This is a genomic window from Streptomyces chumphonensis, assembly GCF_014779715.1.
In the GTDB taxonomy this organism is placed as follows: domain Bacteria; phylum Actinomycetota; class Actinomycetes; order Streptomycetales; family Streptomycetaceae; genus Streptomyces; species Streptomyces chumphonensis.
In genome coordinates this window covers 1,232,423-1,258,484 of record NZ_JACXYU010000001.1, presented here as the reverse complement: position 1 = coordinate 1,258,484, position 26,062 = coordinate 1,232,423, and the positions used below count along the sequence as shown (strand labels likewise).

The window sequence follows — 26,062 nt, the reverse complement described above, 5'->3', positions numbered from 1 at the left end:
TGTGTTTCGTCACCACCCGCGGTGCATTCCACACAGCACTCCACCAAGGTCCGCACGACGGTGTTCCGGCCGTCGGCCGGGTGCCGGGCCACTCCGACCGCAGGGTTTCCGCGGAAGGAAGGGCATCCGCCCGCGTTCCAGCCGACGGATCTGTTGGGTCAGCGCGGGCTGTGACACGAACAGGACCTCTGCGGCACGGGTGAGCGTTTCCGCCTCCGCCACGGCGGCGAAGTACCGCGGCAGCGTGGTGTCGACGTCCGTCTCCGCGCCCGGGTCCCGCGGACCGTCGTGTTCCCTGGCGCTTTCCTCGGCGCGGCCGTCGCATCGCCGGCTCTCGGTATCGCTGAGGGCACGTGAGGGGGAGTGGCGTCAGAGTCGGCCGGTGGCCTTCAGCGTCAGGTAGGCGTCCGCCAGGGCCGGTGCCAGGTCGGCGGGTGGAGCGTCCACGACGGTGGCGCCGTGGCGTCGTAGCCGGTCGGCGCTCCGGCGGCGTTCGGCCCGGGCCCGCGCTGCGGCGGCCGCCTGGTAGACGCCGTCCACCGTGCCGCGAGCCCCGGCCATCTCCTCGATTCGAGGGTCGGTCACCGAGGCCACCAGGACGGTGTGGCGCTGCGTCAGTGCGGGGAGGGCGGGCAGGAGGCCCTCCTCGACGGGGGCGGGGTCGAGGCCGGTGAGCAGGACGACGAGGGAACGGTGCCGGGCTTCGTGCAGGACGGTGGAGACCATACGCCGGGCGTCGGACTCCACGAGCGTCGCCTCCAGCGGTGCCATGGCGTCCACCAGGGCCGGGAGCGTGTCCCTGGGCCCGCGCCCCCGGACGCGTGCGCGCACACGGCGGTCGTGGGCCAGGAACGCGATGCGGTCGCCGGCGCGGGAGGCGAGGGTGGCGAGGAGCAACGCCGCGTCCATGGCGGCGTCGAGTCGGGGGACGTCGCCGACACGGCCCGCGGACGTGCGGCCCGTGTCCAACACGATGAGGATGTGCCGGTCCCGCTCGGGCCGCCACGTGCGCACGGCGACGGAGGACTGCCTTGCGGTCGCGCGCCAGTCGATGGACCGGGTGTCGTCTCCGGGGACGTACTCCCGGAGGCTGTCGAACTCGGTTCCCTCGCCGCGCGTCAGGACGCTGGTACGACCGTCCAGCTCCCGCAGCCGGGCCAGCTTGGCCGGCAGGTGCTTGCGGCTGTCGAAGGCGGGCAGGACCCGGACCGTCCACGGCACGAGGTGACTTCCCTGCCGGGCTGCCAGGCCCAGGGGCCCGTGGGAGCGGACGGTGACGCGGTCCGCGTCCCGGTCGCCCCGGCGGGTGGGTGTGAGAACGCTGAGGACGTGCCTGCCCTCGCCGGGCGGAACGGTCAAGGAGTGGCGTGAGGCGTTGACGTCTGTGCCCGGGGGCCGGCTGCTGGGGGGCCAGGCGTCCCGGAGCCGTGCGCGCAGCGGGCGACGTGAGGTGTTGACGACGGTGAGTCGGACCGTCGCGGTCCCACCGAGTCGAACTGATGTGTCACCGGAACGTGTGAACTGGAGCGTGCGCACTGGCGCGGCCCGGATGAGGTCGTAGACGATGGCGAGTACGAGCAGGAGCTGGACGGTGAGCACGCCGGTCCAGTTCGGCAGCAACAGGCCCACGACAAGCGTGCCGAGGGCGGCGAGGAGGGCTGAGCGTCCGGTGAGCGCCATGGTCAGTGCACCGGGTCAGCGCGGTACGGGGACGTGGGCGAGGATCGAATGGATCACGCTGTCGGAGGTCACGCCCTCCATCTCGGCCTCCGGCCGGAGCTGGAGGCGGTGACGCAGCGTCGGTAGTGCGAGAGCCTTGACATCGTCGGGGATGACGTAGTCCCGGCCGGTGAGCCAGGCCCACGCGCGTGCCGTGGACAACAGGGCGGTGGCTCCCCGGGGGGAGGCGCCGAGGCCGAGGGAAGGGGAATCACGCGTGGCGCGGCAGATATCGACGATGTAGCCCGCGATCTCGGGGGAGATCGACGTCCGGGCCACGGCGTCGCGTGCGGCCCGGAGTTCGTCCGGCCCGGCGACGGGCCGGACGCCTGCGGCATCGAGGTCCTGCGGGCTGAAGCCGTCCGCGTGGCGGGTGAGCACGCTGACCTCGTCCTCGCGGGAGGGCAGGGGCACGGTGAGCTTGAGGAGGAAGCGGTCCAACTGGGCTTCGGGAAGGGGGTAGGTGCCTTCGTACTCGACCGGGTTCTGCGTGGCGGCCACCAGGAACGGCTCGGGGAGCGTGCGGGGGACGCCGTCGACGGAGACCTGTCGCTCCTCCATCGCCTCCAGGAGGGACGCCTGGGTCTTGGGCGGTGTGCGGTTGATCTCGTCGGCCAGCAGCAGGTTCGTGAACACCGGGCCCGGCTGGAAGGAGAACTCAGCCGTGCGGGCGTCGTACACGAGCGAGCCCGTGACGTCGCTCGGCATGAGGTCGGGGGTGAACTGCACACGTTTGGTGTCCAGTTCCAGCGTCGCGGCCAGCGTGCGCACGAGGAGCGTCTTGGCCACGCCGGGGACCCCTTCCAGCAGTACGTGACCACGGCAGAGGAGGGCCAAGACGAGCCCGGTCACGGCGGCGTCCTGGCCGACGACGGCCTTGGCGATCTCTCCGCGGACGGCTTCGAGGGCCGCGCGGGCGTTGGCAGCGGAGGGGGCGCTCACGAGGTGCGGTCCTTGTCTGTCGGGGCGGGGGTCGGAGAGGGGGTGATGCGGCGTTCCAGTTCGTCGAGGTCGTCGGCCAGCCGCACGAGTGCGGCGTCGTCCGGCGGAACCGGTCCGAAGAAGAGGGAGTGCGTGGTCGAGAGGTCCCCGGTGTGCCGGGCGACTGCGGGTACCAGCGCTTCCGGTGCGTGGGCGTCGGCTGCGGGGACACCGAGCAACGGAGCGACGCGCTCCCGGGCGGCGGCCCGCAGGGCCGCGGCGGCGCTGTCCCGCGCGTCGGCCAGCCGGTAGAGCCGGGCCCGGCCCTCCGTCGTCTCGGCGGCCGGTACGGAGACCGGAAGGCGTTCCGGGACGAGCGGCCCCAGCCGGCGGGCTCGCCACAGGGCCGCGAACACGGCGGCCAGGAAGAGCTGGACCGCTCCCCACAGCCAGCCGGGCGGGAGCAGGTCGGCCATGCTCTCGTCGCCGGACGCCTCGGCGGCGGGATCGGTCGGAGAAGGGAGGTACCAGACGAGATGCTCGCGTGTCCCCAGGAGTTGGAGGGCCAACGACGCGTTGCCCTGTTCGTCGAGGGTCGCGTTGTGCAGGAAGTCGGCGCTGCCGGTGATGACGGTGTCGCCGTCGCCGTTTGGCAGGCGCAGCAGGGTGGGCGCTCCGTCCACCGGGTAGCAGGAGTCGATGCCTGCCGCCCCCTCCGTCGGGCGGTAGCGCAGGCCGCCCAGGTCGGCCTCGCCCGCGCGTCGCGCGTAGGCCGCCGAGCACTGCGGGGCGATCGTGCGGGGGGCGGTGCGGGCCTGCGTCTCCACCGACGGCGCGAGCGCGCTGACGGAGGTCGCGCCCGGGGCCAGCAGGACGGTCCGGCCTCCGCCCGAGGCCGTGGCCGCGCGCAGCACCTCCAGCTGACGACCGTTCAGCAGGTCGGGTCGGGCGACGAGCAGCGTGGTGTCGGGTGCGGTGGACCGCGCCGCCTCGGCCGTCGTGGTGACGACGGTGGTGTCCACACCGCGCTGGGCCAGAAGTTCCGCCACGGCCCGGGTGCCCTGCCGGTCGGCCGAGCGTGGGTCGAGAGCGCCGTGCTGCTCCCCGGAGCGGAGCACGGCGATGGCGAGGGCGCCCACGAGGAGGATCACGGTGGCGATCAGCAGGCCGCGCGACCGGTTCCAGACCTGGCGTGCGGTGGGGGAGAGCGACGTCGTCGCCGTTCGCGGTGCCGTGGTGGTGGACGTCATCGCGACCCGCCGTCCTGCCCGGCCGCGGCCGGGCGGGGGCGTGCCGTCGCGAGGGCCAGGTCGAGGGCGCGCAGTTCCTCGTACGCGGTCCGCGTCCCGGGCCGGTGGGCGTAGGTGACCTCGTCGAAGGCCCGGGCGGCGTCGAGCAGGGGCCCGGCGTGGCCCGGCAGGGCCCGGTCGGCCTCGGCGGCGGCCTCGTCCGCCGTGCGACCCGGCCGGGGGTCGAGGAGGGCGCGCTCCTCCAAGGCACGGACGACGGCACGCATACGTTCCTGAATGGCCGGGCCCCAGGCCCCGGTGGCCGCGTGGCGCTCGGCCGCTTCGCGGTGGTCGGCGGCGCTGCGCGGCGCCGCGTCGAAGAGCGAGCCGGGGCGGCCCTGCTCCGGGCGCCGCAGGGCTCCCAGCCGCAGCCGCAGGGCGATGAGCAGGGCCACCACCACGAGCGCGATGACCAGCAGGCCGGCCCAGCCACCGGGGGTGAGCGCGAGGGCGGAGCCCAGGATGTCGTCCAGTCGTTCGAGGACCCACTCCAGGGCGCGTTGCGCGGGCCCCGGTTCGTCGGCGCGGTACCCGGGCTCGGACAGTTCCCGTTCGGCGGCCTCCCGGGCGGCCTCGCGTCCGATGGTGACCGGAACGTCGTCGTCCCCCCGAGGGACGGGGGCGGCGGACGCCACCGCGGGCCCGCCCGCCGACACCGCCGTCACCGCGTCAGCCCGCGACGGTGCCGGGGCCGGGCTGCTGCGGCCCGTGGCCGGGTACGCCGGCGGCGCGGGCCAGCTCCAGGTCGAGAGCCTCCCGCCGGATGCGGGCGTCGATGTAGAGGAGGGCGGTGACCCCGGCGCTGAAGGGAAGCGTCAGCGTGGACGTCACGACCGCACCGATGGCCGTGACGATCAGGTACGGCCAGGTGAGCGTGGCCGGGACGTCGCCGAGCAGGCTGCCGCCGGGCGAGCCGTCCACGAGGGAGGCGAGCCCGCCGACCGGGACGGAGACGATCAGGCTCAGCACGAACACGAGCAGTGCCGCCAGGAGCTGGATGCCGAAGATCCGCCACCAGGAGCCGCGCACCAGCTTGCCCGAACGCCGCAGCGCGGCGATGACCGTACCGCGCTCCAGCATCAGCGCCGGTGCGGAGAGGCTGAACCGGACCCACAGCCACACCATGAGGACGAGGCCGCCCAGCGAACCGATCAGGAGGAAGAAGCTGCCGGCCAGGGTCGAACCGGCGGCCGCCAGCACCGCGCCGGGCAGGAGGCACAGGGCCAGCACGCCGAGGACGATCAGGGTCACGAGCAGGGTGAGCCCGAGCAGCTTCCCCAGCAGCGGACGGGCGTCGCGCCAGGCCTCTCCGATGGAGACCGGACGTCCCAGGACCGCCCGGCTGACGATCATGGTCAGCATGGCCGTGGCGATGACGGTGCCCACGACGGTCATCAGCCCGTGGACGGCCTCGCTGCCCAGCAGCGGGCCGAGGGCGTCGGACAACTCCTCCGCCGTCGGACTCGTGTCGTCCTCCAGCGCCAGGAACGCGCCCATGTCGCTGAACCAGAGCCCGGTCGCCACCGTCGTGACCAGTTGGACGAGGACGGCGATCCCCAGGGCGATGCCGAGCACCGGGCGCCAGTGGGCGCGCATGGTGGACACGGCGCCGTCGAGGACCTCCCCGACGCCGAGCGGACGCAGGGGGATGACGCCGGGCTTGGCGACGTGGGCGTACGGGGCGCCGTACTGCTGCGGGCCGCCCCAGCCGGGCCCCTGACCCCAGCCGGCCGGCGCGTCCGGCCGTCCGGGCGGGCTGCCGGGGGCGTCCCAGCCGGTGGGGCCGGCGGAGGGCGGCTGCTGCGCCGACCAGCCGGTGGGCGCGGGGCGGTCGGCCTGCGCGGGCCGCTCGCCGTGTTGCGGGCCGTCTCCCGCAGCGGGGGTGCCCTGGGCCTTGTCGCCGTGCGGCTCTGGCTCGGAAGACCCGGGCGAGGCCCAGCCCGGAGCGTCGTTCACTGGGGATCACCTCGGTCGCGGGGGCACTGGTAGGGGCCATCGTGCCATGGGCCCCCTGAGGTCGTGCCAGGCCCTGCCCCTGTGCGGGGTGAGCGGGCAGACTGTGCCAATGGCTGATCACGAAGTGAACGCAGTGCCCGTGCTGCGCTGGGAGGAGCCGCCCGAAGGCCCGGTGCTGGTCCTGCTGGACCAGACACGGCTGCCGGGGGAGGAGGTCGAGTGCTTCTGCACCGACGTCCCCGCCCTCGTCGCGGCGATACGCGCGCTCGTGGTGCGGGGGGCTCCGCTGCTGGGCGTCGTCGGCGGCTACGGGGTGGCCCTGGCGGCCGCCCGGGGCTTCGACGTCGAGGAGGCGTCGGAACAGTTGGCACAGGCCCGGCCGACGGCCGTGAACCTCGGCTACGGCGTGCGCCGGGTGCGCGGCGTCCATGAGCGGGCGCTGGCCGCCGGAGCGGGGCCGGAGGAGGCCGCCGCCGCCGCGCTCGCGGAGGCGCGGGCCGTGCACCGGGAGGAGGTCGAGGCCGGGGCGGCGATGGGGCGGCACGGCTGGGCGCTGCTGCGCGAGCTGCTGCCGGGCGGGGGTCTGCGCGTCCTCACCCACTGCAACACGGGCACCCTGGTCAGCGGGGGCGAGGGCACGGCCCTGGCCGTCGTCCGGGCCGCGCACCGGGCGGGTGCGCTGCGTCGGCTGTGGGTGGACGAGACGCGTCCGCTGTTCCAGGGGTCCCGGCTGACGGGCTGGGAGGCGGCCCGGTCCGGTATGGCGTACAGCGTGCTTCCGGACAACGCCGCCGGTTCCCTGTTCGCGGCCGGGGAGGTGGACGCGGTGGTCGTGGGAGCCGACCGGGTCGCGGCCGACGGTTCGGTCGCCAACAAGGTCGGCAGTTACCCGCTGGCGGTGCTGGCTCGTTACCATCACGTACCGTTCGTCGTGGTCGCTCCCCTCAGCACGGTGGACCCGGGGACCGAGGACGGCGCCGGGATCGAGGTCGAGCAGCGGGCGGGTCACGAGGTGACGGAGCTCGCGCCCGGCGTCTCGGTGGCCCCGCCGGGGGCGCGGGTCTACAACCCGGCCTTCGACGTCACCCCCGCTGAGCTGGTCACGGCACTCGTCACGGAGTCCGGAGTGGTGTCCCCGGTCACGCCCGAGGGGCTGGCGGAGTTGTGTTCCCGATCACGCACCCGAGCATCACAAACAGGTAATGGGATGATGAACGCATGAAAGGACGCGTCCTCGTCGTTGACGACGACACCGCGCTGGCGGAGATGCTCGGCATCGTGCTCCGTGGTGAAGGCTTCGAACCGTCGTTCGTCTCGGACGGCGACAAGGCACTCGCGGCGTTCCGGGAGACCAAGCCGGACCTCGTACTGCTGGACCTGATGCTGCCCGGCCGGGACGGCATCGAGGTGTGCCGACTGATCCGGGCCGAGTCCGGCGTCCCGGTGGTGATGCTGACGGCCAAGAGCGACACGGTGGACGTCGTCGTCGGGCTGGAGTCCGGCGCCGACGACTACATCGTCAAGCCCTTCAAGCCCAAGGAACTGGTGGCCCGTATCCGGGCGCGGCTGCGCCGTTCGGAGGAGCCGACGCCCGAGCAGCTCACCATCGGTGACCTGGTGATCGATGTCGCCGGGCACTCGGTGAAGCGCGACGGGCAGTCGATCGCCCTGACGCCGCTGGAGTTCGACCTCTTGGTCGCCCTGGCCCGCAAGCCCTGGCAGGTCTTCACCCGCGAGGTGCTGCTGGAGCAGGTCTGGGGCTACCGGCACGCGGCCGACACGCGGCTGGTGAACGTGCACGTCCAGCGGCTGCGCTCGAAGGTCGAGAAGGACCCGGAGCGGCCGGACATCGTGGTGACCGTCCGTGGTGTGGGGTACAAGGCGGGACCGGGCTGACATGGCCGGGGACGGTACCGCTCCGCCCGGTCCGAAGGCGGAGCGGACCGGCGGCACGACCGGCGGCGGGGTGTTCGCGCCGGTGCGCCGGGCCGGCCAGCTCCTCCCCGAGGGGCTGCTGGCCGAAGGCAGCACCGGAAGCCGTGCGCATCCCCTCTTCCGGATGTTCGTGCGCTGGGTGCGCCGCCCGCTGCTGCCCGCGCTGCGGCTGTGGCGGCGCAACCTCCAGTTGCGGGTGGTCGCGGCGACCCTGCTGCTGTCCCTGACGGTGGTGCTCGTGCTGGGCGTCGTGGTGTTCGGCCAGGTGCGCAACGGTCTGCTGGAGGCCAAGCAGCAAGCGGCCCAGAGCCAGGCCGCCGGGGGTTTCGCGGTGGCCCGGGAGCTGGCCGACAACGCGGCGGCCGCCGGCGGGACCGACGCCGAGAGTGGCCGCAACGTGCTGAACGCCGGCGCCTGGCTGACGCAGCTGGTCCAGCAGCTCGCCAGCGGCGGCCAGGGGGTCTACTCGGTCGTGGCACTCAGCTCCGACGACCAGACGCTGCCCTTCAGCGCCGACGAGAACTCCAACACCCGCGGGCCCCGGGCCTCGGGCGACGTGAAGCCCGAGGAATCCGTCACGCCCGAGCTGCGCCGCGAACTCGACGCCAGTCCGGACACCCACCAGCAGTACGGCGAGATCGTGCGTGCGCAGGGTGACCGGGAACCCGCGCTGATCATCGGCAAGCGGCTCAACGACGTCAACGGGAACCCGTACCAGCTGTACTACCTCTTCCCGTTCACGCCGGAGGAGAAGTCCCTGACCCTGGTCAAGGGCACGCTGGCGACGGCGGGGATCTTCCTCGTGGCCCTTCTGGGCGCCATCGCGTGGCTGGTCGTGCGGCAGGTGGTGACACCCGTCCGGATGGCCGCGGGCATCTCCGAGCGGCTCGCCGCGGGACGGCTCCAGGAACGGATGAAGGTCACGGGTGAGGACGACATCGCCCGGCTCGGCGAGTCCTTCAACAAGATGGCGCAGAGCCTGCAACTGAAGATCCAGCAGTTGGAGGAGCTGTCGCGGATGCAGCGGCGGTTCGTCTCGGACGTCTCGCACGAGCTGCGTACGCCCCTCACCACGGTCCGGATGGCCGCGGACGTCATCCATGAGGCGCGTGACTCCTTCGACCCGGTGACGGCGCGCTCCGCGGAACTGCTGCTCGGGCAGCTCGACCGGTTCGAGTCCCTCCTGGCGGAGCTTCTGGAGATCAGCCGTTTCGACGCCGGGGCCGCGGCCCTGGAAGCGGTGCCGACCGACCTGCGGGAGGTCGTGCACCGGGTGGTCGAGGGCGCCGAGCCGCTGGCCGACGCCAAGGGCACCCGCGTGACGGTGCTCGGCGCCGAGGAGCCGGTCGTCGCCGAGGCGGACGCCCGGCGGGTGGAGCGGGTGCTGCGGAACCTCGTGGTCAACGCGATAGAGCACGGTGAGGGCCGCGACGTGGTCGTCCGCCTCGCGGAGGGGGACCACGCGGTGGCCATCGCCGTGCGCGACTACGGGGTGGGGCTCAAACCTGGGGAGGCACAGCGGGTGTTCAACCGATTCTGGCGGGCCGACCCGGCCCGGGCCCGCACGACGGGCGGTACCGGGCTCGGCCTGTCCATAGCCGTCGAGGACGCGCGGCTGCACGGCGGCTGGCTGCAGGCGTGGGGGGAGCCGGGCGGCGGCTCGCAGTTCCGGCTCACGCTGCCGCGTGCGGCCGGAGAGGTGCTGCGCGGTTCGCCCATCCCGCTCGAACCGGCCGACTCGCGGCGCCGTTCGGCGGGAACGCGGGCCCCGGGCAGCGGCGGTCCGCCGTCGGCCCGGCCCGCGCTGCCTGCGGGCGCCCGGCCCCAGGGCACGGGGGGACGTCGCGATGAGGGCTGAACGCAGAGCGGCCGGCGCGGCGCTCACGGCCGGGCTCATGCTGCTCACCGGCTGTGCGTCCATGCCGTCCAGCGGGGAGGTGAAGCCCATCGAGGGAAACCAGCGCTCGGACGGTGACGCGACGGTCCGCGTCTTCGGCGTGCCTCCGCAGTCGGGGGAACGGCCTGCCCAGATCGTCCGCGGCTTCCTGGAGGCCACCACCAGCGACGAGGCCGAGTACGAGACCGCCCGCCAGTATCTGACCGAGGAGACGGCCGGGGAGTGGGACCCGTTCGCGGGGACGACCGTCGTCTCCGGAGGGCCCGACGTCCCGCCCGCAGGGGTGCTGCCGGACGCCGAGGAGAGCGGTTACACCGTCGAAGTCACCGGCACCCGTCTCGCCGAGGTGGACGGCAAGCACGCCTACGCCCCGGCGTCCGGGCCCTACCTGGGCGCCTTCCACCTCGTGGAGGAGGAGGGGGAGTGGCGCATCGACCAGCTGCCGGACGGCCTGGTCCTCGGCGAGGCGGACTTCGAGCGCATCTACCGCTCGGTGAACACCTACTACTACGCGGGGCTCGGCCCGCAGGCCGGAGACGTCCCGCGAGGGAAGAACCTGCTGGTCGCCGACCCCGTCTACGTGCGTCGCCGCATCGACCCGGTCACCGAGACCGTGCGGGCGCTGCTCGGCGGGCCGACGGACTGGATGCGCCCCATCGTCACCTCCGCGTACCCGACCGGTGTGCGGCTCGCCTCGGAGCAGACCCTCGCGCTGGACGACGCGGGAGCACTCCAGGTGAAGCTCACCAGCGGCGTCCAGGACCGGCCGCTGAGGGTGCAGCGCACGCAGTGCGAACGGATGGCGGCCCAACTGCTGCACACCGTGGATCACCAGTCCTCGGCGCGGGTCCACCGCGTGACCCTGCAGAACGAGCGTGGGGCGCGTCTGTGCGGCCTCGGGAACGAGGAGGCGCACCGGTACGCTCCCGGCGCGCTGAACGGGCGCGCGGCGATGCAGTACTACCTGGACGGTGACCGGCGCCTGGTCGCGCTCGGCGAGGCCCAGGAGAGCGGCATCCCGGTCGACGGTCCCTTCGGCACCGGCAGCCTGCCCATGCGGCACGTCGCGGTGAGCCGGAGCGAGACGCTGGCCGCCGGCGTCTCGCTCGACGGCGCCCGCCTGCACGTCGCACCGCTGCACTCGGACGTGCCGTTCCAGGCTCCGGTCCTGGTCAGCCGGGGGGAGAGCGAGTCGGCGCGGCTCACCGCGCCCAGCTGGGACGGGCTGGGCGACCTGTGGGTCGCCGACCAGGACCCGGAGGACCCCCGGCTGCTGCGGTTGCGGGACGGCGAGGGCACGCCGCAGCGGGTGGACGTCGACGGGCTCGGTGCGGGCCGCGTCGAGGCGCTGCGCGTGGCGGCGGACGGAGTCCGCATCGCCCTGCTGGTCCGCGAGGGCGACGCCGTCACGCTGATGCTGGGGCGGGTCGAGCGCGAGTACGACGACGACGGCCGGCCCCGGGTGAAGGTCACGGGGCTGCGCGACGTGGCGCCGCAGCTGGAGAACGTGGTCGCGGTCTCCTGGGCGGGAGGCAGCCGCATGGTGGTGGTCGGCAAGGAGGCCGGAGGCGTGCAGCAGGTGCGGGTCATGTCGACCGACGGTTCCCCGGGTACCCCGGCGAAGCTGCCGAACGTCAACAAGATCGAGAGCATCGCCGCTTCGGAGGACGAGGACAAGCCGCTGCTGGCCTTCTCCGCCGAGGGCATCGTGCGCCTTCCCCGCGACGGGGACTGGCAGGAGGTCACCGATGAGGGCTCCGCGCCGGTCTACCCGGGCTGACGTCCCTTGCCGCAGGGGGCTTGCCGGGACGCGCTCACCTGACTACTCTGCGTAGTCAGGTGAGGTCGGCGCGCGGTCGGCCGGAGGGGGCGTCATGCGTGATGCGGGGAATGTGGTGGCAGGAGCTCGTGGATCTGGTGCTGTCGGCCGAGTGCGCCGGGTGCGGCACGGCGCGCACGGGCCTGTGTGCGCCGTGCCGCGCGGTGGTGGAGGCCGGGCCGGTCCGGCGGGTGCGGCCGGGCGGTGCGGCCCGGGCGCGGTCGGGACTGCCGCCGGTGTACGCGGCCGGGCTGTACGTCGACGAGGTCAGGGCCGTGCTGCTGGCCCACAAGGAGCGCGGTGCTCTCCGGCTGGCGGCGCCGCTGGGGCGGGCCCTCGCCCGGGCCGCGCGGGTCCCGGTCGCCGCTCACGCGGGCCGGGCCGGGGCCGGGCCGCCCTCCGGCGGTGGCCCGTGGCTGCTCGTCCCGGTGCCGTCCGCGCGGCGTGCCGTGGCGGCCCGGGGCCACGACCCCGTGCGCCGACTCGCCGGGTCGGCCGTGGCGGAGCTGCGGCGGAGCGGAACACCGGCGCGGCTGCTGCCGGTGCTGCGTCGGCGGCGTGACGTCGCCGACCAGGCGGGTCTGGGGCCGCGGCAGCGGCGGAGCAACCTCGACGGGGCGCTGACCGTGCCGCCGACGGCCGCCCGGCTGCTCGGGCGGGGCCCGGTGGTGGTCGTGGACGACCTGATGACGACGGGGGCCACCCTCTCCGAGGCGGCCCGTGCGCTGTCGGCGGCCGGGGCCACCGTGACCGGGGCCGCGGTGGTCGCCGTGGCACCCACGCCGGGGTCGCGCCACAGCCGGATGCATGACCGGGGCGCGGCTGGGCATGGAATCGCATACCGGCGGTGAGCGTCCGTCGGGTGACGTGACAGCGAGAGGCAAGAGGACAGCTCATGAGGGGTACGCACCGGTAGGGGGTGCCGACCGTCCCCCAGTCGGGGTACGTTCGGTAATGAGAGAGCTGCGGGCCTCCTGGTAGGAGCCACCCCGGACTCTTCTCACAGCGGAGTCTGTGCGGCGGTGCCGTACACCACCGGATCCTCACCGGTCCCCCCTCTTCCGAGTGGGTGGCGATCTTCCCGACGGGGGAGAAGGAGGTGGAAGTCGCAACCCGACGTAGTGCCGGAGGGCGACCGGTCGGTACCGGAGCCATCCGGCTCAGTGCACCAAGGACGTGCTTCGTCCTCAGGGGCGGGCAGTCCGGGAACGGAGTTCTGCGTGGACATCGTCGTCAAGGGCCGTAAGACACAGGTACCCGAGCGGTTCCGTAAGCACGTGGCGGAGAAGCTGAAGCTGGACAAGGTCCAGAAGCTGGACGCCAAGGTGACCCGCTTGGACGTTGAGGTGTCCAAGGAGCACAACCCCCGCCAGGCCGACCGTTCCGACCGTGTGGAGATCACCCTCCGCCACCGCGGCCCGGTCATCCGGGCCGAGGCGGCGGCCAAGGACCCCTACGCGGCACTCGACCTTGCGGCGGAGAAGCTCGAGGAGCGACTGCGCAGGCGGCACGACAGGCGGACCTCGCGCCGTGGTTCCGCCCGCATTCCGGCCGCCGACGTCGCCGCCACCGTGCCCGGTGCCGCGACGCTCAACGGCAACGGCGAACTGGGCGCCTTCGAGGCCGACGTCAGCCAGGAGCCCTCCGTCAGGAAGGTCGGCCCCCTCGAAGTGGAGGGCGAAGGGCCGCTGATCTGCCGGGAGAAGACCCACAACGCCGCGCCGATGACGCTCGACCAGGCGCTCTACGAGATGGAGTTGGTGGGGCACGACTTCTACCTCTTCATCGACTCCGACACCAAGCTGCCGAGCGTGGTCTACCGCCGGCACGCCTACGACTACGGCGTCATCCACCTCAACCCCGACCCCTTCGCGGAGGAGATCCCGCCCGGCGCGGGGGGCTCTCTCGGCGGCTGAGCCCCGCCGCACCGGCACGACGCGGGCCGCGTCACCGCGAGGCCGTCAGGGCTTTCTCGGTGACGCGGCCCGCCGTCCGGACACGGCGGGCCGGTTCGGCCGCTCCGCAGGAGGCCGAGCCCCCGATAGCATGAGCGTCACGACCAACCGGCCTTCTGCCCAACCCGGTTGGCGCCGACCGGGCATGGCCAGCTGGGGGAGGAACGATGGCGGACGGCTTCGGGCCCACGATGCCCGCCGGTAGCCGGGGCGGCACCACTGCCGCTGTGCGGGGAACCGGGCGGTTCGAACGGCCTGAGCCGGTCCGCGTCCTGGTCGTCGACGACCACGAACTGTTCCGTCGCGGCCTGGAGATCGTGCTGCAGACGGAGGAGGACATCGAGGTCGTCGGTGAGGCGGGTGACGGCGCCGAGGCGGTCGAGAAGGCCGCCGACCTGCTGCCGGACATCGTCCTGATGGACGTGCGCATGCCCCGGCGCGGCGGCATCGAGGCCTGCACCGCGATCAAGGAGGTCGCCCCGAGCGCGAAGATCGTCATGCTGACGATCAGCGACGAGGAGGCCGACCTCTACGACGCGATCAAGGCGGGCGCGACCGGGTACCTGCTGAAGGAGATCTCCACGGACGAGGTGTGCGCCGCCATCCGTGCCGTCGCGGACGGTCAGTCGCAGATCAGCCCTTCCATGGCGGCCAAGCTGCTGACCGAGTTCAAGTCGATGATCCAGCGCACCGACGAGAGCAAGCTCGTCCCGGCGCCGCGGCTGACGGACCGCGAGCTGGAGGTGCTGAAGCTCGTGGCGACCGGCATGAACAACCGGGACATCGCCAAGGAGCTGTTCATCAGTGAGAACACCGTGAAGAACCACGTGCGCAACATCCTGGAGAAGCTGCAGCTGCACTCCCGGATGGAAGCCGTCGTCTACGCGATGCGGGAGAAGATCCTCGAGATCCGGTGACGGCCCGTCCCTGCCGAGCCCGGTTCAGTCGGCGGGGGCCGGGAGTGTGGTGGCGAGTTCGGCGCGCAGTGCTCCGGCCAGGGTCACGTCGTCGCAGCGTTCCACCCGGACGTCGTCGCAGCCCACCCACGTGGCCGCCTCGACCAGGGCGGCGGCCATGGGGGCGACGGCGCGGCGCCCGGCCATGGAGACCTGGCGGGCCACGAGTGTCCTGCCCTCCCGGGCCGGATCCACCCGGCCCACCAGCCTGCCGCCCGCCAGGAGGGGCATGGCGAAGTAGCCGTGCACGCGCCGGGGCCTCGGGACGTACGCCTCCAGCCGGTGGGTGAAGCCGAAGACCCGCTCCGTGCGCGGCCGGTCCCAGACCAGTGAGTCGAACGGGGAGAGCAGGGTCGTGCGGTGCCTGCCGCGCGGCGGGGACGCGAGTGCCGCCGGGTCGGCCCAGGCCGGTTTGCCCCACCCCTCGACCTCGACCGGCACGAGCGGTGTGTCGGGGAGCACCGCGTCGACCTGGGCGCCCCTGAGCCGGTGGTAGTCCGCGAGGTCGGCCCGGGTCGCCACCCCGAGGGCGGCACCGGCCTGGCCGACCAGCCGGCGCAGGCACTCCGCGTCGTCGAGGTCGTCGTGGAACAGCGTGCCGGGAACGGCCCGCTCGGCCAGGTCGTACACCCGCTTCCAGCCGCGCCGCTCGGCGCAGACGACCTCGCCGGTGTCCAGCAGCCACTCGACGGCGATCTTCACCTCGGACCAGTCCCACCACACGCCGCCGTTCTTCGCACCGCCGAGCTCCGACGCGGTGAGGGGGCCGTCGGCCCTCAGCCGGTCGCGCACCCGGGCGCAGACCGCGTCCCGCTCCGCGAGGTCGTGCCAGCGGCGGCCCCGTGCGCGCAGCGCGCGCCTGCGGAACGAGAAGAAGGGCCACTCCTCGACGGGCAGCACACACGCGGCGTGCGACCAGTACTCGAAAGCGTGACGCTCCGACCAGTACGCCGCCTCCACCGCCTCCCGGCCGACGGCACCCAGCCGGGCGTAGGGGACCAGCTCGTGCGAGCGGGCCAGCACCGAGATGGTGTCCAGTTGCACCGCACCGAGCCGCCGCAGTACGCCCCGCACCCCCGCCCGGCGGTCGGGGGCGCCCAGGAACCCCTGGGCGCGCAGGGCGAGACGACGGGCGTCGTCGGCGGACAGGGACAGTGCGGGCGCGGACGTCATGGGCCCCACGGTAGGAGGGACGACTGACAACGCGTCCGTCCCCCGGGCGCCTGACGGAGCCCCGGGTGGCTCAGGGGGGTGACGGGTTCCCTGCCGGGACGGTGCCACCGTCGGCGTGGGTCCACCGGGTCGGAGCGGCACCTTCCGGGGGTCCGGCACGTTGGGGGTACAGGGGCGCGCGCCCCTCGCATACGATGGCCGGTGCGGCGTGCTTTCGGCAGGAGAGGCCCTCGGCAGGGAGAGGGAGGGATCAGCCGAGCATCGCACCACCGTGCCAGGCCCGACCGGCAAGGAGACCATCCCCAGTGTCCGTCTTCAACAAGCTCATGCGTGCAGGCGAAGGCAAGATCCTGCGCAAGCTGCACCGCATCGCGGACCAGGTGAATTCCATCGAAGAGGACTTCCTGGACCTCTCCGACGCCGAGCTCCGGGCCCTGACCGACGAGTACAAGGAGCGGTTCGCCGACGGCGAGTCGCTGGACGACCTGCTGCCCGAGGCCTTCGCGACCGTACGGGAGGCCGCCAAGCGGGTCCTGGGCCAGCGCCACTACGACGTGCAGCTCATGGGCGGCGCGGCGCTGCACCTCGGCTACGTCGCGGAGATGAAGACCGGTGAGGGCAAGACCCTCGTCGGTACCCTGCCCGCCTACCTCAACGCCCTGTCCGGCGCGGGCGTGCACCTGATCACGGTCAACGACTACCTGGCCCAGCGCGACTCCGAGACCATGGGCCGGGTCCACAAGTTCCTCGGCCTGGACGTCGGGTGCATCGTCGCGAACATGACGCCGGCGCAGCGCCGCGCGCAGTACGCGTGCGACATCACCTACGGCACGAACAACGAGTTCGGCTTCGACTACCTGCGCGACAACATGGCCTGGTCGAAGGAGGAGCTGGTCCAGCGCGGCCACAACTTCGCCATCGTCGACGAGGTGGACTCGATCCTCGTCGACGAGGCCCGCACGCCGCTGATCATCTCCGGCCCGGCCGACTCCGCGACGAAGTGGTACGGCGACTTCGCGAAGCTGGTCAAGCGCCTGGAGCGCGGCGAGCCCGCCGACGTCCGGCTCCAGAAGCCGGAGACGGGCGACTACGACGTCGACGAGAAGAAGCGCACGGTCGGCATCCACGAGTCGGGCGTCGCCCGCGTGGAGGACTGGCTGGGCATCGACAACCTCTACGAGTCCGTCAACACGCCGCTGGTGGGCTACCTGAACAACGCCATCAAGGCCAAGGAGCTCTACAAGAAGGACAAGGACTACGTCGTCATCGACGGCGAGGTCATGATCGTCGACGAGCACACCGGTCGTATCCTCGCCGGCCGCCGCTACAACGAGGGCATGCACCAGGCGATCGAGGCGAAGGAGGGGGTGGACATCAAGGACGAGAACCAGACGCTCGCCACGATCACCCTGCAGAACTTCTTCCGCCTGTACGACAAGCTCGCCGGCATGACCGGTACGGCGATGACCGAGGCCGCCGAGTTCCACCAGATCTACAAGCTCGGCGTGGTCCCGATCCCGACGAACAAGCCGATGGTCCGGAAGGACCAGGCGGACCTCATCTACCGCACCGAGGTGGCGAAGTTCGACGCCGTGGTGGAGGACATCGCCGAGAAGCACGAGAAGGGGCAGCCGATCCTCGTCGGCACCACCTCGGTCGAGAAGTCCGAGTACCTCTCGCAGCAGCTCAAGAAGCGGGGCGTGAAGCACGAGGTGCTGAACGCGAAGAACCACGAGCGTGAGGCCCACATCGTCGCGGAGGCCGGCCGCAAGGGCTCCGTCACGGTGGCGACGAACATGGCCGGCCGCGGTACCGACATCCAGCTCGGCGGGAACGCCGACGCCATCGCCGAGGCCGCGCTGCGCGCGCAGGGCTACGACCCGCAGGAGCACATCGAGGAGTGGGCCGCCGCGCTGCCCGCCGCCCTGGAGCAGGCCGAGGAGGCCGTCAAGGCGGAGCACGACGAGGTCAAGAAGCTCGGCGGGCTCTACGTCCTGGGCACCGAGCGGCACGAGTCGCGCCGTATCGACAACCAGCTCCGCGGCCGTAGCGGTCGGCAGGGCGACCCGGGCGAGTCCCGCTTCTACCTGTCCCTCGGCGACGACCTGATGCGGCTGTTCAAGGCGCAGATGGTCGAGCGGGTGATGGCCATGGCGAACGTCCCCGACGACGTGCCGATCGAGAACAAGATGGTCACCCGCGCCATCGCCTCCGCTCAGTCGCAGGTCGAGCAGCAGAACTTCGAGATCCGCAAGAACGTCCTGAAGTACGACGAGGTGCTCAACCGGCAGCGCGAGGTCATCTACGGTGAGCGCCGCCGCGTCCTGGAGGGGGAGGACCTGCACGAGCAGGTGCGCCACTTCATGGACGACACGATCGAGGCGTACGTCCAGGCGGAGACGGTCGAGGGATTCGCCGAGGAGTGGGACCTCGACCGGCTGTGGGCCGCGTTCAAGCAGCTCTACCCGATCTCGGTGACGGTGGCCGACCTGGAGGGGGAGGTCGGCGAACGCGAGGGGCTGACCGCCGAGTTCCTCGTCGAGGCCGTCAAGGAGGACATCCACGGCCAGTACGACGCCCGGGAGAAGGAGCTGGGCGAGGAGATCATGCGCGAGCTGGAGCGCCGGGTCGTGCTGTCCGTCCTGGACCGCAAGTGGCGTGAGCACCTCTACGAGATGGACTACCTCCAGGAGGGCATCGGCCTGCGCGCGATGGCCCAGAAGGACCCGCTGGTCGAGTACCAGCGCGAGGGCTTCGACATGTTCCAGGCCATGATGGAGGGCATCAAGGAGGAGTCGGTCGGCTACCTGTTCAACCTGGAGGTGCAGGTCGAGCGGCAGGTGGAGCAGGTACCGGTGCAGGAGTCGCGGCAGGAGGAGGCCCCGAAGGACGCCGTTCCGGCGGGGGCCCGCCCGGCCATCAGGGCCAAGGGGCTGGACGCGCCGCAGCGTCCGGACCGCCTGCACTTCTCCGCCCCCACCGTGGACGGCGAGGGCGGTGTCGTCGAGGGCGACTTCGTGGCGGAGGACGCCGACGGTCCGACGGCGCGTTCCTCCGGCGACGGGATGACGCGTGCGGAGCGGCGCAAGGCGCAGAAGAGCGGTGGCCGTCGCCGCAAGAAGTGAGCCGAGCGTGACGGGAGGGGCCGGAGACCGCCGCAGTGGTCTCCGGCCCCTCCGGCGTCAGGTGCGGCAGCTCAGATCCGACTCGACGGCGGCGCACCGCCACCGGCGGTCCGGTGCCTGTTCGAGTCGGAAGGCCAGGGCGCGGGTGCGCTCCCCGACGCGCACCCGCGCGTAGGCCTCCAGCACCCCGGGGCCGGGGGTGGACGCGCCGACCTGGAGGAGTGCGGGTTCCCGCCCCGGCCGCGTCCCCGCGAGCGGCGCCAGCGGTGCGATGCGCAGGAGGTCGTCGTAGGCACGTCCCTCGACGTGACCGAGCAGACTGTGCACGGGCCGCTGTCCGCTGAGGACCTGGAGCAGCCGGTGTGCGAACCAGTAGTGCGGCAGCCGGTCCCGTGCGCTGCGGCGGGCTGCGGCCAGCGCCGACCGTGAGGGTCGTCGGCTGTCCTGGCGACCGGGCGGCCGGCTGGTGTGTGTGGTGATCATGGTGATTCCCCGTGAAGCGGCGTGAGATGAACGGAAGCTGCGCTACTGGCCAGTAGCTTTGGTCACTCTTTGTATCCGTGACGTCACGTTCGTGCAACGCCGCGCCTGTCGCGCGTCGGCCGTTGCCCACGTTCACCCGTTCCGGCGTCCGGCGCTCACCCCTTGACCGGTGACCCGACTGACCTGCGGTGCGGCCGGGCCCGCTCGGCGGGCGAGCGGGCCCGGGGGCCGTATCCTGGCGGGCAGTCCGGTGCCCGGCCTCACACGAAAGCGGCAGTCCATGCGCCTCTACGTCCCCCTGACCCTGCCCCGGCTGGCCGTGGCGCACCGGCGGGGCGAGCTCGGCCCCGCCCCGCTCGCCGCCTTCGCGGTCACGCCCGCGCTGCGCGCGTGGTGCGCGTCCGACGACGTCGAGGAGCTGGAGTACGCGGCCCTCGGTGCGGCGGCGCTGGGCTCCCTGCGGCTGCTCGCGGACGACCCGGCGGCACCCCGGCGCCGCGTCGTGGTGGCGGTCGACGTCGCCGACCGTGCCGTCTCCGTCGCCGACCGGGGGTCGGACGACGACGCCGTCGGCCGGGTCCGGGTGGACGGGACCGTGCCGCTGGCCGAGGCGGCCGCCGTGCACGTCGACGCCGGGGACGCCGTGGCCGACGTCACCGCCGCGGTCGGGGCGCTGCACGCGGCGGACGGGGGCGACGAGGTCGCGCGTCACGCGGTGGACGGGGCGGAGGGCCACGAGCTGCTCTGGTACGCCACGCAGGAGCTGGGCGACCTGCTCTGAGCGGCGGGCCCGCCGGGGGCGGGCCCGGCCGCGTGTCGGTGCCTGCGGGTACCGTCGAGTGCATGCATGGGGAGACCACTCACATCGTCTGGGACTGGAACGGCACGCTCCTGCACGACATCGACGCCGTCATCGAGGCGACGAACCTGGCCTTCGCCGAGGTCGGCATGGAGCCGGTGACGCTGGAGCGCTACCGCGAGCTGTACTGCGTGCCGGTGCCGCGCTTCTACGAGAAGCTGACCGGCCGGATTCCCACGGACGAGGAGTTCGCCGTGCTGAACGAGTGCTTCCACCGGCACTACTTCGACCGGGTCGACACGGTGACGCTCACGCTGGGCGCGGCCGAGCTGCTCGCGGCGCGGCAGGCCGCGGGCGGCACCCAGTCGCTGTGCTCCCTCGCGCCGCACGACCACCTCGTACCCCTGGTGCGCAGGCACGGCATCGAGGGCCGCTTCACGCGGGTCGACGGCCTCGCCACCCCGCTGTCGGGGCACGGGAAGGCCGCGCACATGGCCCGGCATCTGGCGTCGCTGACGGACGTCGACCCGCGGCGCACGGTGGTCATCGGCGACGCCGTGGACGACGCGCTGGCCGCCCGGCACGTCGGGGCGCGGGCCGTCCTGTACACGGGGGGCTCCCACAGTCGGGCCAGCCTGGCGGAGGCCGGCGTTCCGGTGGTCGACACGCTGGCGGAGGCCGTGGCGGAGGCGGAGCGCATGGCCCGGTAAGGCACGTGTCGCGTGACGGGGCTGTCCAGACCGTCAAACTTCCGGCCCCGCTTTTGTACACATACGGACCATGACGCGCCCCCGGCCCGGGGAGATAGCCTTACCCCGTGATCAGCGCCATAGCCGTGCCCGGGGACGTAGGCGACGTGGCCCTCCCCGTACTCCGCCCGCGACGTCGCGAGGCAGTGCCGGTTGCTGATCGAGTTTCCCGGCATACCGTCGAACTGGAACGGCCCGCGAGGGCGTCGACGTCTTGCCCTGTACGACCGGACACCCCATCTGACGTCACGCAACGGCGCGCGACAGGAGCCAGAGGACATGCAGACCAAGCTGGACGAAGCCAAGGCCGATCTGCTCGGGCGAGCCGCCCAGGCCGCTGAGGGCAGCCCCACCGGGAGTCTCCCGGTGCAGGGGCTGACGCCGGAGGCGCTGGGTGCGTATCTCCAGCGCTACTACCTGCACACGGCACCGGAGGACCTGGCCGACCGAGAGCCCGTGGACGTGCTGGGAGCCGCCCTCTCGCACCACCGGCTCGCCCAGCAGCGTCCCCAGGGCACGGCGAACGTCCGGGTCTACACCCCCTCCGTCGAGGAGAACGGCTGGACCTGCACCCACACGGTCGTGGAGGTCGTCACCGACGACATGCCCTTCCTCGTCGACTCGGTCACCAACGAGCTGACCCGCGAGGACCGGGGCATCCACGTCGTCATCCACCCGCAGGTGATCGTCCGCCGCGACGTGACCGGCAAGCTGCTGGAGGTGCTGGACGCCGGGCGTGACCCGCTCTCCCCGGAGCCGAGCACCCACCGGCCCGAGCAGCTGCCGCCGGACGCCGTCACCGAGTCCTGGATCCACGTCGAGATCGACCGGGAGACGGACGCCACCGACCTCCAGCAGATCACCCTCGACCTCCGCCGCGTCCTGTCCGACGTCCGGGAGGCCGTCGAGGACTGGCGCAAGATGCGCGGGACGGCCCTGGCCATCGCCGACGAGCTCCCGAACGAGCCCACCGACGACCTGTCCGAGCAGGAGGTCACCGAGGCGCGCCAGCTGCTGCGCTGGCTCGCCGACGACCGCTTCACCTTCCTCGGGTACCGCGAGTACGAGCTGGCGCGGTCCACCGACGAAAGCGGGGAGCGGTCGGACGTGCTCAAGTCGGTGCCCGGCACCGGCCTGGGCATCCTGCGGGCGGACCCGACGCACACCGCCGACGCCGAGGGGCACCCCGTCTCGCCGTCGTTCAACCGGCTGAGTCCCGACGCCCGCGCCAAGGCGCACGAGCGCAGGCTGCTGGTGCTGACCAAGGCCAACAGCCGTGCGACCGTGCACCGCTCCTCGTACCTCGACTACGTCGGGGTGAAGAAGTTCGACGCCGACGGGAACGTCGTGGGCGAGCGCCGCTTCCTGGGCCTCTTCGCCGCGTCCGCCTTCGTCGAGAGCGTCCGGCAGATCCCCGTGATCCGCCGCAAGGTCGAGGCCGTGCTCTCGCACGCCGGCTTCACGCCCGACAGCCACGACGGCCGGGACCTGCTCCAGATCCTGGAGACCTACCCGCGCGACGAGCTGTTCCAGATCCCGGTGGACGAGCTGCGTTCCATCGCGATCTCCGTCCTGTACCTCCAGGAGCGCCGCCGCCTGCGGCTGTTCCTCCGTCAGGACGAGTACGGCCGGTACTACTCCGCGCTCGTCTACCTCCCGCGCGACCGCTACACGACGAACGTGCGGCTGCGGCTCATCGACATCCTGCGGGAGGAACTGGGCGGCACCAGCGTCGACTTCACCGCCTGGAACACCGAGTCGGTCCTCTCCCGGCTGCATTTCGTCGTCCGTGTCGAGCCGGGCTCGCGGCTGGGCCGCCTGACCGACGCCGACGCCGACCGCATCGAGCACCGCCTCGCCGAGGCGGCGCGCTCCTGGGCCGACGGCTTCGCGGAGGCCCTGGTCGCCGAGTGCGGCGAGGAGCGGGCCGCCGAGCTGGGCCGCCGCTTCGGCACCCTCGGCAACAACGGGTTCCCCGAGGGCTACAAGGAGGACTTCTCCCCCCGCGCGGCCGTCGCCGACCTCCAGCACCTGGCGCAGCTGGACGAGACCGGCGAGGACTTCGCGCTGAGCCTGTACGAACCGGTCGGCGCCGCTCCCGGCGAACGCCGCTTCAAGATCTACCGGACCGGTGAGCCCGTCTCGCTCTCCGCCGTCCTGCCCATCCTCCAGGCGATGGGCGTGGAGGTCGTGGACGAGCGGCCCTACGAGCTGCGTACGGCCGACGGCACCCGGGTGTGGATCTACGACTTCGGGCTGCGGCTGCCGGAGCCCAGCGCGGACGCCCTGGGCGAGGACGCCCGCCGGCGCTTCCAGGACACCTTCGCCGCCGTCTGGCGCGGACAGGCCGAGAACGACGGCGTCAACGCCCTCGTGCTGGCCGCCGGACTGACCTGGCGGCAGGCCATGGTGCTGCGTGCCTACGCCCGCTACCTGTGGCAGGCGGGCGCGAAGTTCGGCCAGGCCACCATGGAGGAGACGCTCCGGCGCAACGTCCACACGACCCGGCTGCTGGTGAGCCTGTTCGAGGCGCGCCTCGCCCCGGAGCGGCAGCACGCGGGGCGGGAACTGCTCGACGGGCTCCTGGAGGAGCTGGACGGCGCCCTGGACCAGGTGGCCAACCTGGACGAGGACCGCATGCTGCGCTCCTTCCTCACCGTCATCAAGGCCACCCTGCGCACCAACTACTTCCAGCGCACCGACGACGGCGAGCTGCACGACTACGTGTCGATGAAGCTCGACCCGCAGGCGATTCCCGACCTGCCCGCACCGCGTCCCTCCTACGAGATCTGGGTGTACTCGCCCCGGGTGGAGGGCGTGCACCTGCGCTTCGGCAAGGTCGCCCGGGGCGGTCTGCGCTGGTCGGACCGCAAGGAGGACTTCCGCACGGAGATCCTCGGCCTGGTGAAGGCCCAGGAGGTCAAGAACACGGTCATCGTGCCCGTCGGCGCGAAGGGCGGATTCGTCGGCAAGCGGCTGCCGGACCCGGCCGCGGACCGGGACGCGTGGCTGGCCGAGGGCATCGCCTGCTACCGCACCTTCATCTCCGGGATGCTGGACATCACCGACAACCTGCTGAACGGCGAGGTGCTGCCGCCCAAGGACGTCGTCCGGCACGACGAGGACGACACGTACCTCGTCGTCGCCGCCGACAAGGGGACGGCCACCTTCTCCGACATCGCCAACGAGGTCGCCGTCTCCTACGGCTTCTGGCTGGGCGACGCCTTCGCCTCCGGCGGCTCGGCCGGCTACGACCACAAGGGCATGGGCATCACCGCGCGCGGCGCCTGGGAGTCCGTCAAGCGGCACTTCCGCGAGCTGGACCACGACACCCAGACCCAGGACTTCACGGTCGTCGGCGTCGGCGACATGTCCGGTGACGTCTTCGGCAACGGCATGCTGCTGAGCGAGCACATCCGCCTGGTCGCCGCCTTCGACCACCGGCACATCTTCGTCGACCCCGATCCGGACGCCGCGACCTCGTACGCGGAGCGCCGCCGGCTGTTCGAGCTGCCCCGGTCCTCCTGGGCGGACTACGACACCGACAAGATCTCCGCGGGCGGCGGCGTCTTCCCGCGCAGCGCCAAGTCGGTGCCTGTCTCACCGCAGCTGCGCGAAGCCCTCGGCCTGGAGTCCTCCGCGACGAAGCTGACGCCGTCGGAGCTGATGCAGGCCATCCTCCAGGCGCCCGTCGACCTGCTGTGGAACGGCGGCATCGGCACGTACGTGAAGGCGTCGAGCGAGAGCCACCAGGACGTCGGCGACAAGGCCAACGACGCGATCCGTGTCGACGGCAGCGACGTGCGGGCCCGCGTCGTCGGCGAGGGCGGCAACCTCGGCCTCACCCAGCTCGGGCGGATCGAGTACGCCCTGTGCGGCGGCAGGGTCAACAACGACGCGATCGACAACTGCGCCGGGGTGGACACCTCCGACCACGAGGTCAACATCAAGATCCTCCTCAACGCCGTCGTCGGCAACGGGGACATGACCGTCAAGCACCGCAACGCCCTGCTGGCCGAGATGACGGACGAGGTCGGCGAGCTGGTCCTGCGCACCAACTACGCGCAGAACGTGGCGCTGGCCAACGCGCTGGAGACGGCCCCCGGCCTGCTCCAGGCCCACGCCCGCTTCATGCGCGCCCTCTCCCGCTCGGGTCGTCTGGACCGCTCCCTGGAGCACCTGCCCTCCGACCGGCAGATCCGGGAGCGGCAGACCAGCGGGCAGGGCCTCACCCAGCCCGAGCTGGCGGTGCTGCTGGCCTACGCCAAGATCACCGTCACCGAGGCGCTGATCGGCACCGACCTGCCCGACGACCCCTACCTGCGGAGGCTGGCCCACTCCTACTTCCCGGGTGCGCTGCGCGAGCGGTTCCCCGAGGAGATCGACCACCACGCGCTGCGCCGTCAGATCGTCACCACCGTGCTCGTCAACGACACGGTGAACACGGGCGGTTCGACGTTCCTGCACCGGCTTCGGGAGGAGTCGGGGGCCACGACCGAGGAGATCGTGCGCGCGCACACCGCCGCACGGGCCATCTTCGACATGTCCCGGGTGTGGGACGAGGTCGAGACGCTCGACAACCGGGTGGCCGCCGAGACGCAGACCCGCATCCGGCTGCACAGCCGCCGCCTCGTGGAGCGCGCCACCCGCTGGCTGCTGGGCAACCGCCCGCAGCCGCTCCTGCTCGCCGAGACCGTGGAGGTCTTCAGCGAGCGGGTGGAGACGGTCTGGTCGCAGCTCCCCGCCCTGCTCAAGGGCGAGGACCTGGCCTGGTTCGAGGCGATCCACGAGGAGCTGGAGAACGCGGGCGTGCCCTCGGAGCTGGCCCGCCGCGTCGCCGGATTCTCCTCGGTCTTCCCGGCCCTGGACATCGTGGCCGTCGCCGACCGCACCGGACGCGAGCTCCTGGACGTCGCCGAGGTGTACTACGACCTCGCCGACCGGCTGAACATCACCCAGCTCCAGGACCGCGTCAGCGAGCTGCCGCGCGCCGACCGGTGGCAGTCCATGGCCCGGGCCGCGATCCGCGAGGACCTGTACGCCGCGCACCAGCTGCTCACGGCGGACGTGCTGTCGGGCGGCGACGCCACGGCCACCGCCGAGCAGCGGTTCAAGGCGTGGGAGGAGAAGAACGCCGCGATCCTCGGGCGGGCCCGGGCGACGCTGGAGGAGATCCACAGCTCCGAGACGTTCGACCTGGCGAACCTGTCGGTCGCCATGCGCACCATGCGCACCCTGCTGCGCAGCAACCGCTGACGGGACGGCACACGAGCGCGGGCCGGACGG

18 protein-coding genes and 1 pseudogene are annotated in these 26,062 nt (G+C 72.6%); 11 read left to right on the top strand and 8 right to left on the bottom strand.

Translation table 11 applies throughout. The annotated features are described in order from the left end of the window. Nucleotides 1-131: 131 nt before the first annotated feature. From IF129_RS26145 to IF129_RS05275, 6 genes and pseudogenes are all read right to left on the bottom strand, one after another. Nucleotides 132-243: pseudogene (locus IF129_RS26145) on the bottom strand (LysR family transcriptional regulator); the annotation flags it as partial. Nucleotides 244-369: 126 nt separating this feature from the next. Next, the gene (locus IF129_RS05295) at nt 370-1,680 is read right to left on the bottom strand and encodes a DUF58 domain-containing protein (protein WP_191208189.1); all 1,311 of its coding nucleotides are present in this window, start codon (nt 1,678-1,680) and stop codon (nt 370-372) included. Between the two features lie 15 nt (nt 1,681-1,695). After that, nucleotides 1,696-2,661, bottom strand: a complete 966-nt coding sequence (locus IF129_RS05290) for an AAA family ATPase (RefSeq protein WP_191208188.1) — start codon at nt 2,659-2,661, stop codon at nt 1,696-1,698. Next, on the bottom strand, nt 2,658-3,890 hold the full coding sequence (locus IF129_RS05285; RefSeq protein ID WP_191208187.1) for a DUF4350 domain-containing protein: 1,233 nt from the start codon (nt 3,888-3,890) through the stop codon (nt 2,658-2,660). The genes IF129_RS05290 and IF129_RS05285 overlap by 4 nt, the downstream gene beginning before the upstream one ends. Continuing rightward, nucleotides 3,887-4,594 (bottom strand): DUF4129 domain-containing protein, encoded by a 708-nt coding sequence (locus tag IF129_RS05280; RefSeq protein ID WP_318153549.1) that lies wholly within the window; start codon nt 4,592-4,594, stop codon nt 3,887-3,889. The genes IF129_RS05285 and IF129_RS05280 overlap by 4 nt, the downstream gene beginning before the upstream one ends. Nucleotides 4,595-4,598: 4 nt before the next feature. Continuing rightward, nucleotides 4,599-5,885 (bottom strand): glycerophosphoryl diester phosphodiesterase membrane domain-containing protein, encoded by a 1,287-nt coding sequence (locus IF129_RS05275; RefSeq protein ID WP_191208186.1) that lies wholly within the window; start codon nt 5,883-5,885, stop codon nt 4,599-4,601. A 109-nt stretch (nt 5,886-5,994) separates the two neighbouring features. Between IF129_RS05275 and mtnA the strand changes: the two genes are divergently transcribed. The 7 genes from mtnA (at nt 5,995) to IF129_RS05240 (ending at nt 14,408) form a co-directional block, all read left to right on the top strand. After that, entirely contained in the window at nt 5,995-7,107 is a 1,113-nt protein-coding gene (gene mtnA / locus IF129_RS05270) for an S-methyl-5-thioribose-1-phosphate isomerase (RefSeq protein WP_191208185.1), read from the top strand. Further along, entirely contained in the window at nt 7,104-7,781 is a 678-nt protein-coding gene (gene mtrA / locus IF129_RS05265; RefSeq protein ID WP_191208184.1) for a two-component system response regulator MtrA, read from the top strand. The genes mtnA and mtrA overlap by 4 nt, the downstream gene beginning before the upstream one ends. A gap of 1 nt (nt 7,782) precedes the next feature. Continuing rightward, nucleotides 7,783-9,678 carry an MtrAB system histidine kinase MtrB gene (mtrB, locus tag IF129_RS05260; protein WP_191208183.1) on the top strand — a complete coding sequence of 632 codons (1,896 nt, stop codon included), beginning with the start codon at nt 7,783-7,785 and terminating at the stop codon, nt 9,676-9,678. Beyond that, complete coding sequence (locus tag IF129_RS05255) at nt 9,668-11,497, top strand: LpqB family beta-propeller domain-containing protein (protein WP_191208182.1); 1,830 nt, start codon at nt 9,668-9,670, stop codon at nt 11,495-11,497. Before mtrB ends, IF129_RS05255 begins: the two co-directional genes overlap by 11 nt. Before the next feature lie 101 nt (nt 11,498-11,598). Then, complete coding sequence (locus IF129_RS05250; RefSeq protein ID WP_191208297.1) at nt 11,599-12,387, top strand: ComF family protein; 789 nt, start codon at nt 11,599-11,601, stop codon at nt 12,385-12,387. A gap of 369 nt (nt 12,388-12,756) precedes the next feature. Beyond that, nucleotides 12,757-13,452 (top strand): ribosome hibernation-promoting factor, HPF/YfiA family, encoded by a 696-nt coding sequence (gene hpf, locus IF129_RS05245; protein WP_191208181.1) that lies wholly within the window; start codon nt 12,757-12,759, stop codon nt 13,450-13,452. 206 nt (nt 13,453-13,658) lie between these two features. After that, nucleotides 13,659-14,408, top strand: coding sequence for a response regulator (locus IF129_RS05240; RefSeq protein WP_191208180.1), 750 nt, complete (start codon nt 13,659-13,661; stop codon nt 14,406-14,408). Nucleotides 14,409-14,432: 24 nt separating this feature from the next. Here IF129_RS05240 and IF129_RS05235 read toward each other — a convergent pair whose 3' ends face one another. Continuing rightward, nucleotides 14,433-15,620: a winged helix-turn-helix domain-containing protein gene (locus IF129_RS05235; protein WP_191208179.1), complete on the bottom strand. Its 1,188-nt coding sequence runs from the start codon at nt 15,618-15,620 to the stop codon at nt 14,433-14,435. 305 nt (nt 15,621-15,925) lie between these two features. Here IF129_RS05235 and secA point away from each other — a divergent pair, with 305 nt between their 5' ends. Next, on the top strand, nt 15,926-18,745 hold the full coding sequence (gene secA / locus IF129_RS05230) for a preprotein translocase subunit SecA (RefSeq protein ID WP_191208178.1): 2,820 nt from the start codon (nt 15,926-15,928) through the stop codon (nt 18,743-18,745). Nucleotides 18,746-18,802: 57 nt separating this feature from the next. On the opposite strand, the gene IF129_RS05225 is transcribed toward secA, so the two are convergent. Further along, entirely contained in the window at nt 18,803-19,228 is a 426-nt protein-coding gene (locus IF129_RS05225; RefSeq protein ID WP_224754245.1) for an Rv3235 family protein, read from the bottom strand. A gap of 280 nt (nt 19,229-19,508) precedes the next feature. On the opposite strand from IF129_RS05225, the gene IF129_RS05220 reads away from it, so the two are divergent. The 3 genes from IF129_RS05220 (at nt 19,509) to IF129_RS05210 (ending at nt 26,032) form a co-directional block, all read left to right on the top strand. Continuing rightward, nucleotides 19,509-20,009 (top strand): DUF6912 family protein, encoded by a 501-nt coding sequence (locus IF129_RS05220; protein WP_191208177.1) that lies wholly within the window; start codon nt 19,509-19,511, stop codon nt 20,007-20,009. Between the two features lie 62 nt (nt 20,010-20,071). Then, on the top strand, nt 20,072-20,737 hold the full coding sequence (locus IF129_RS05215) for an HAD family hydrolase (RefSeq protein ID WP_191208176.1): 666 nt from the start codon (nt 20,072-20,074) through the stop codon (nt 20,735-20,737). 318 nt (nt 20,738-21,055) lie between these two features. Then, entirely contained in the window at nt 21,056-26,032 is a 4,977-nt protein-coding gene (locus IF129_RS05210; RefSeq protein WP_191208175.1) for an NAD-glutamate dehydrogenase, read from the top strand. The last annotated feature ends 30 nt before the right edge of the window (nt 26,033-26,062 follow it).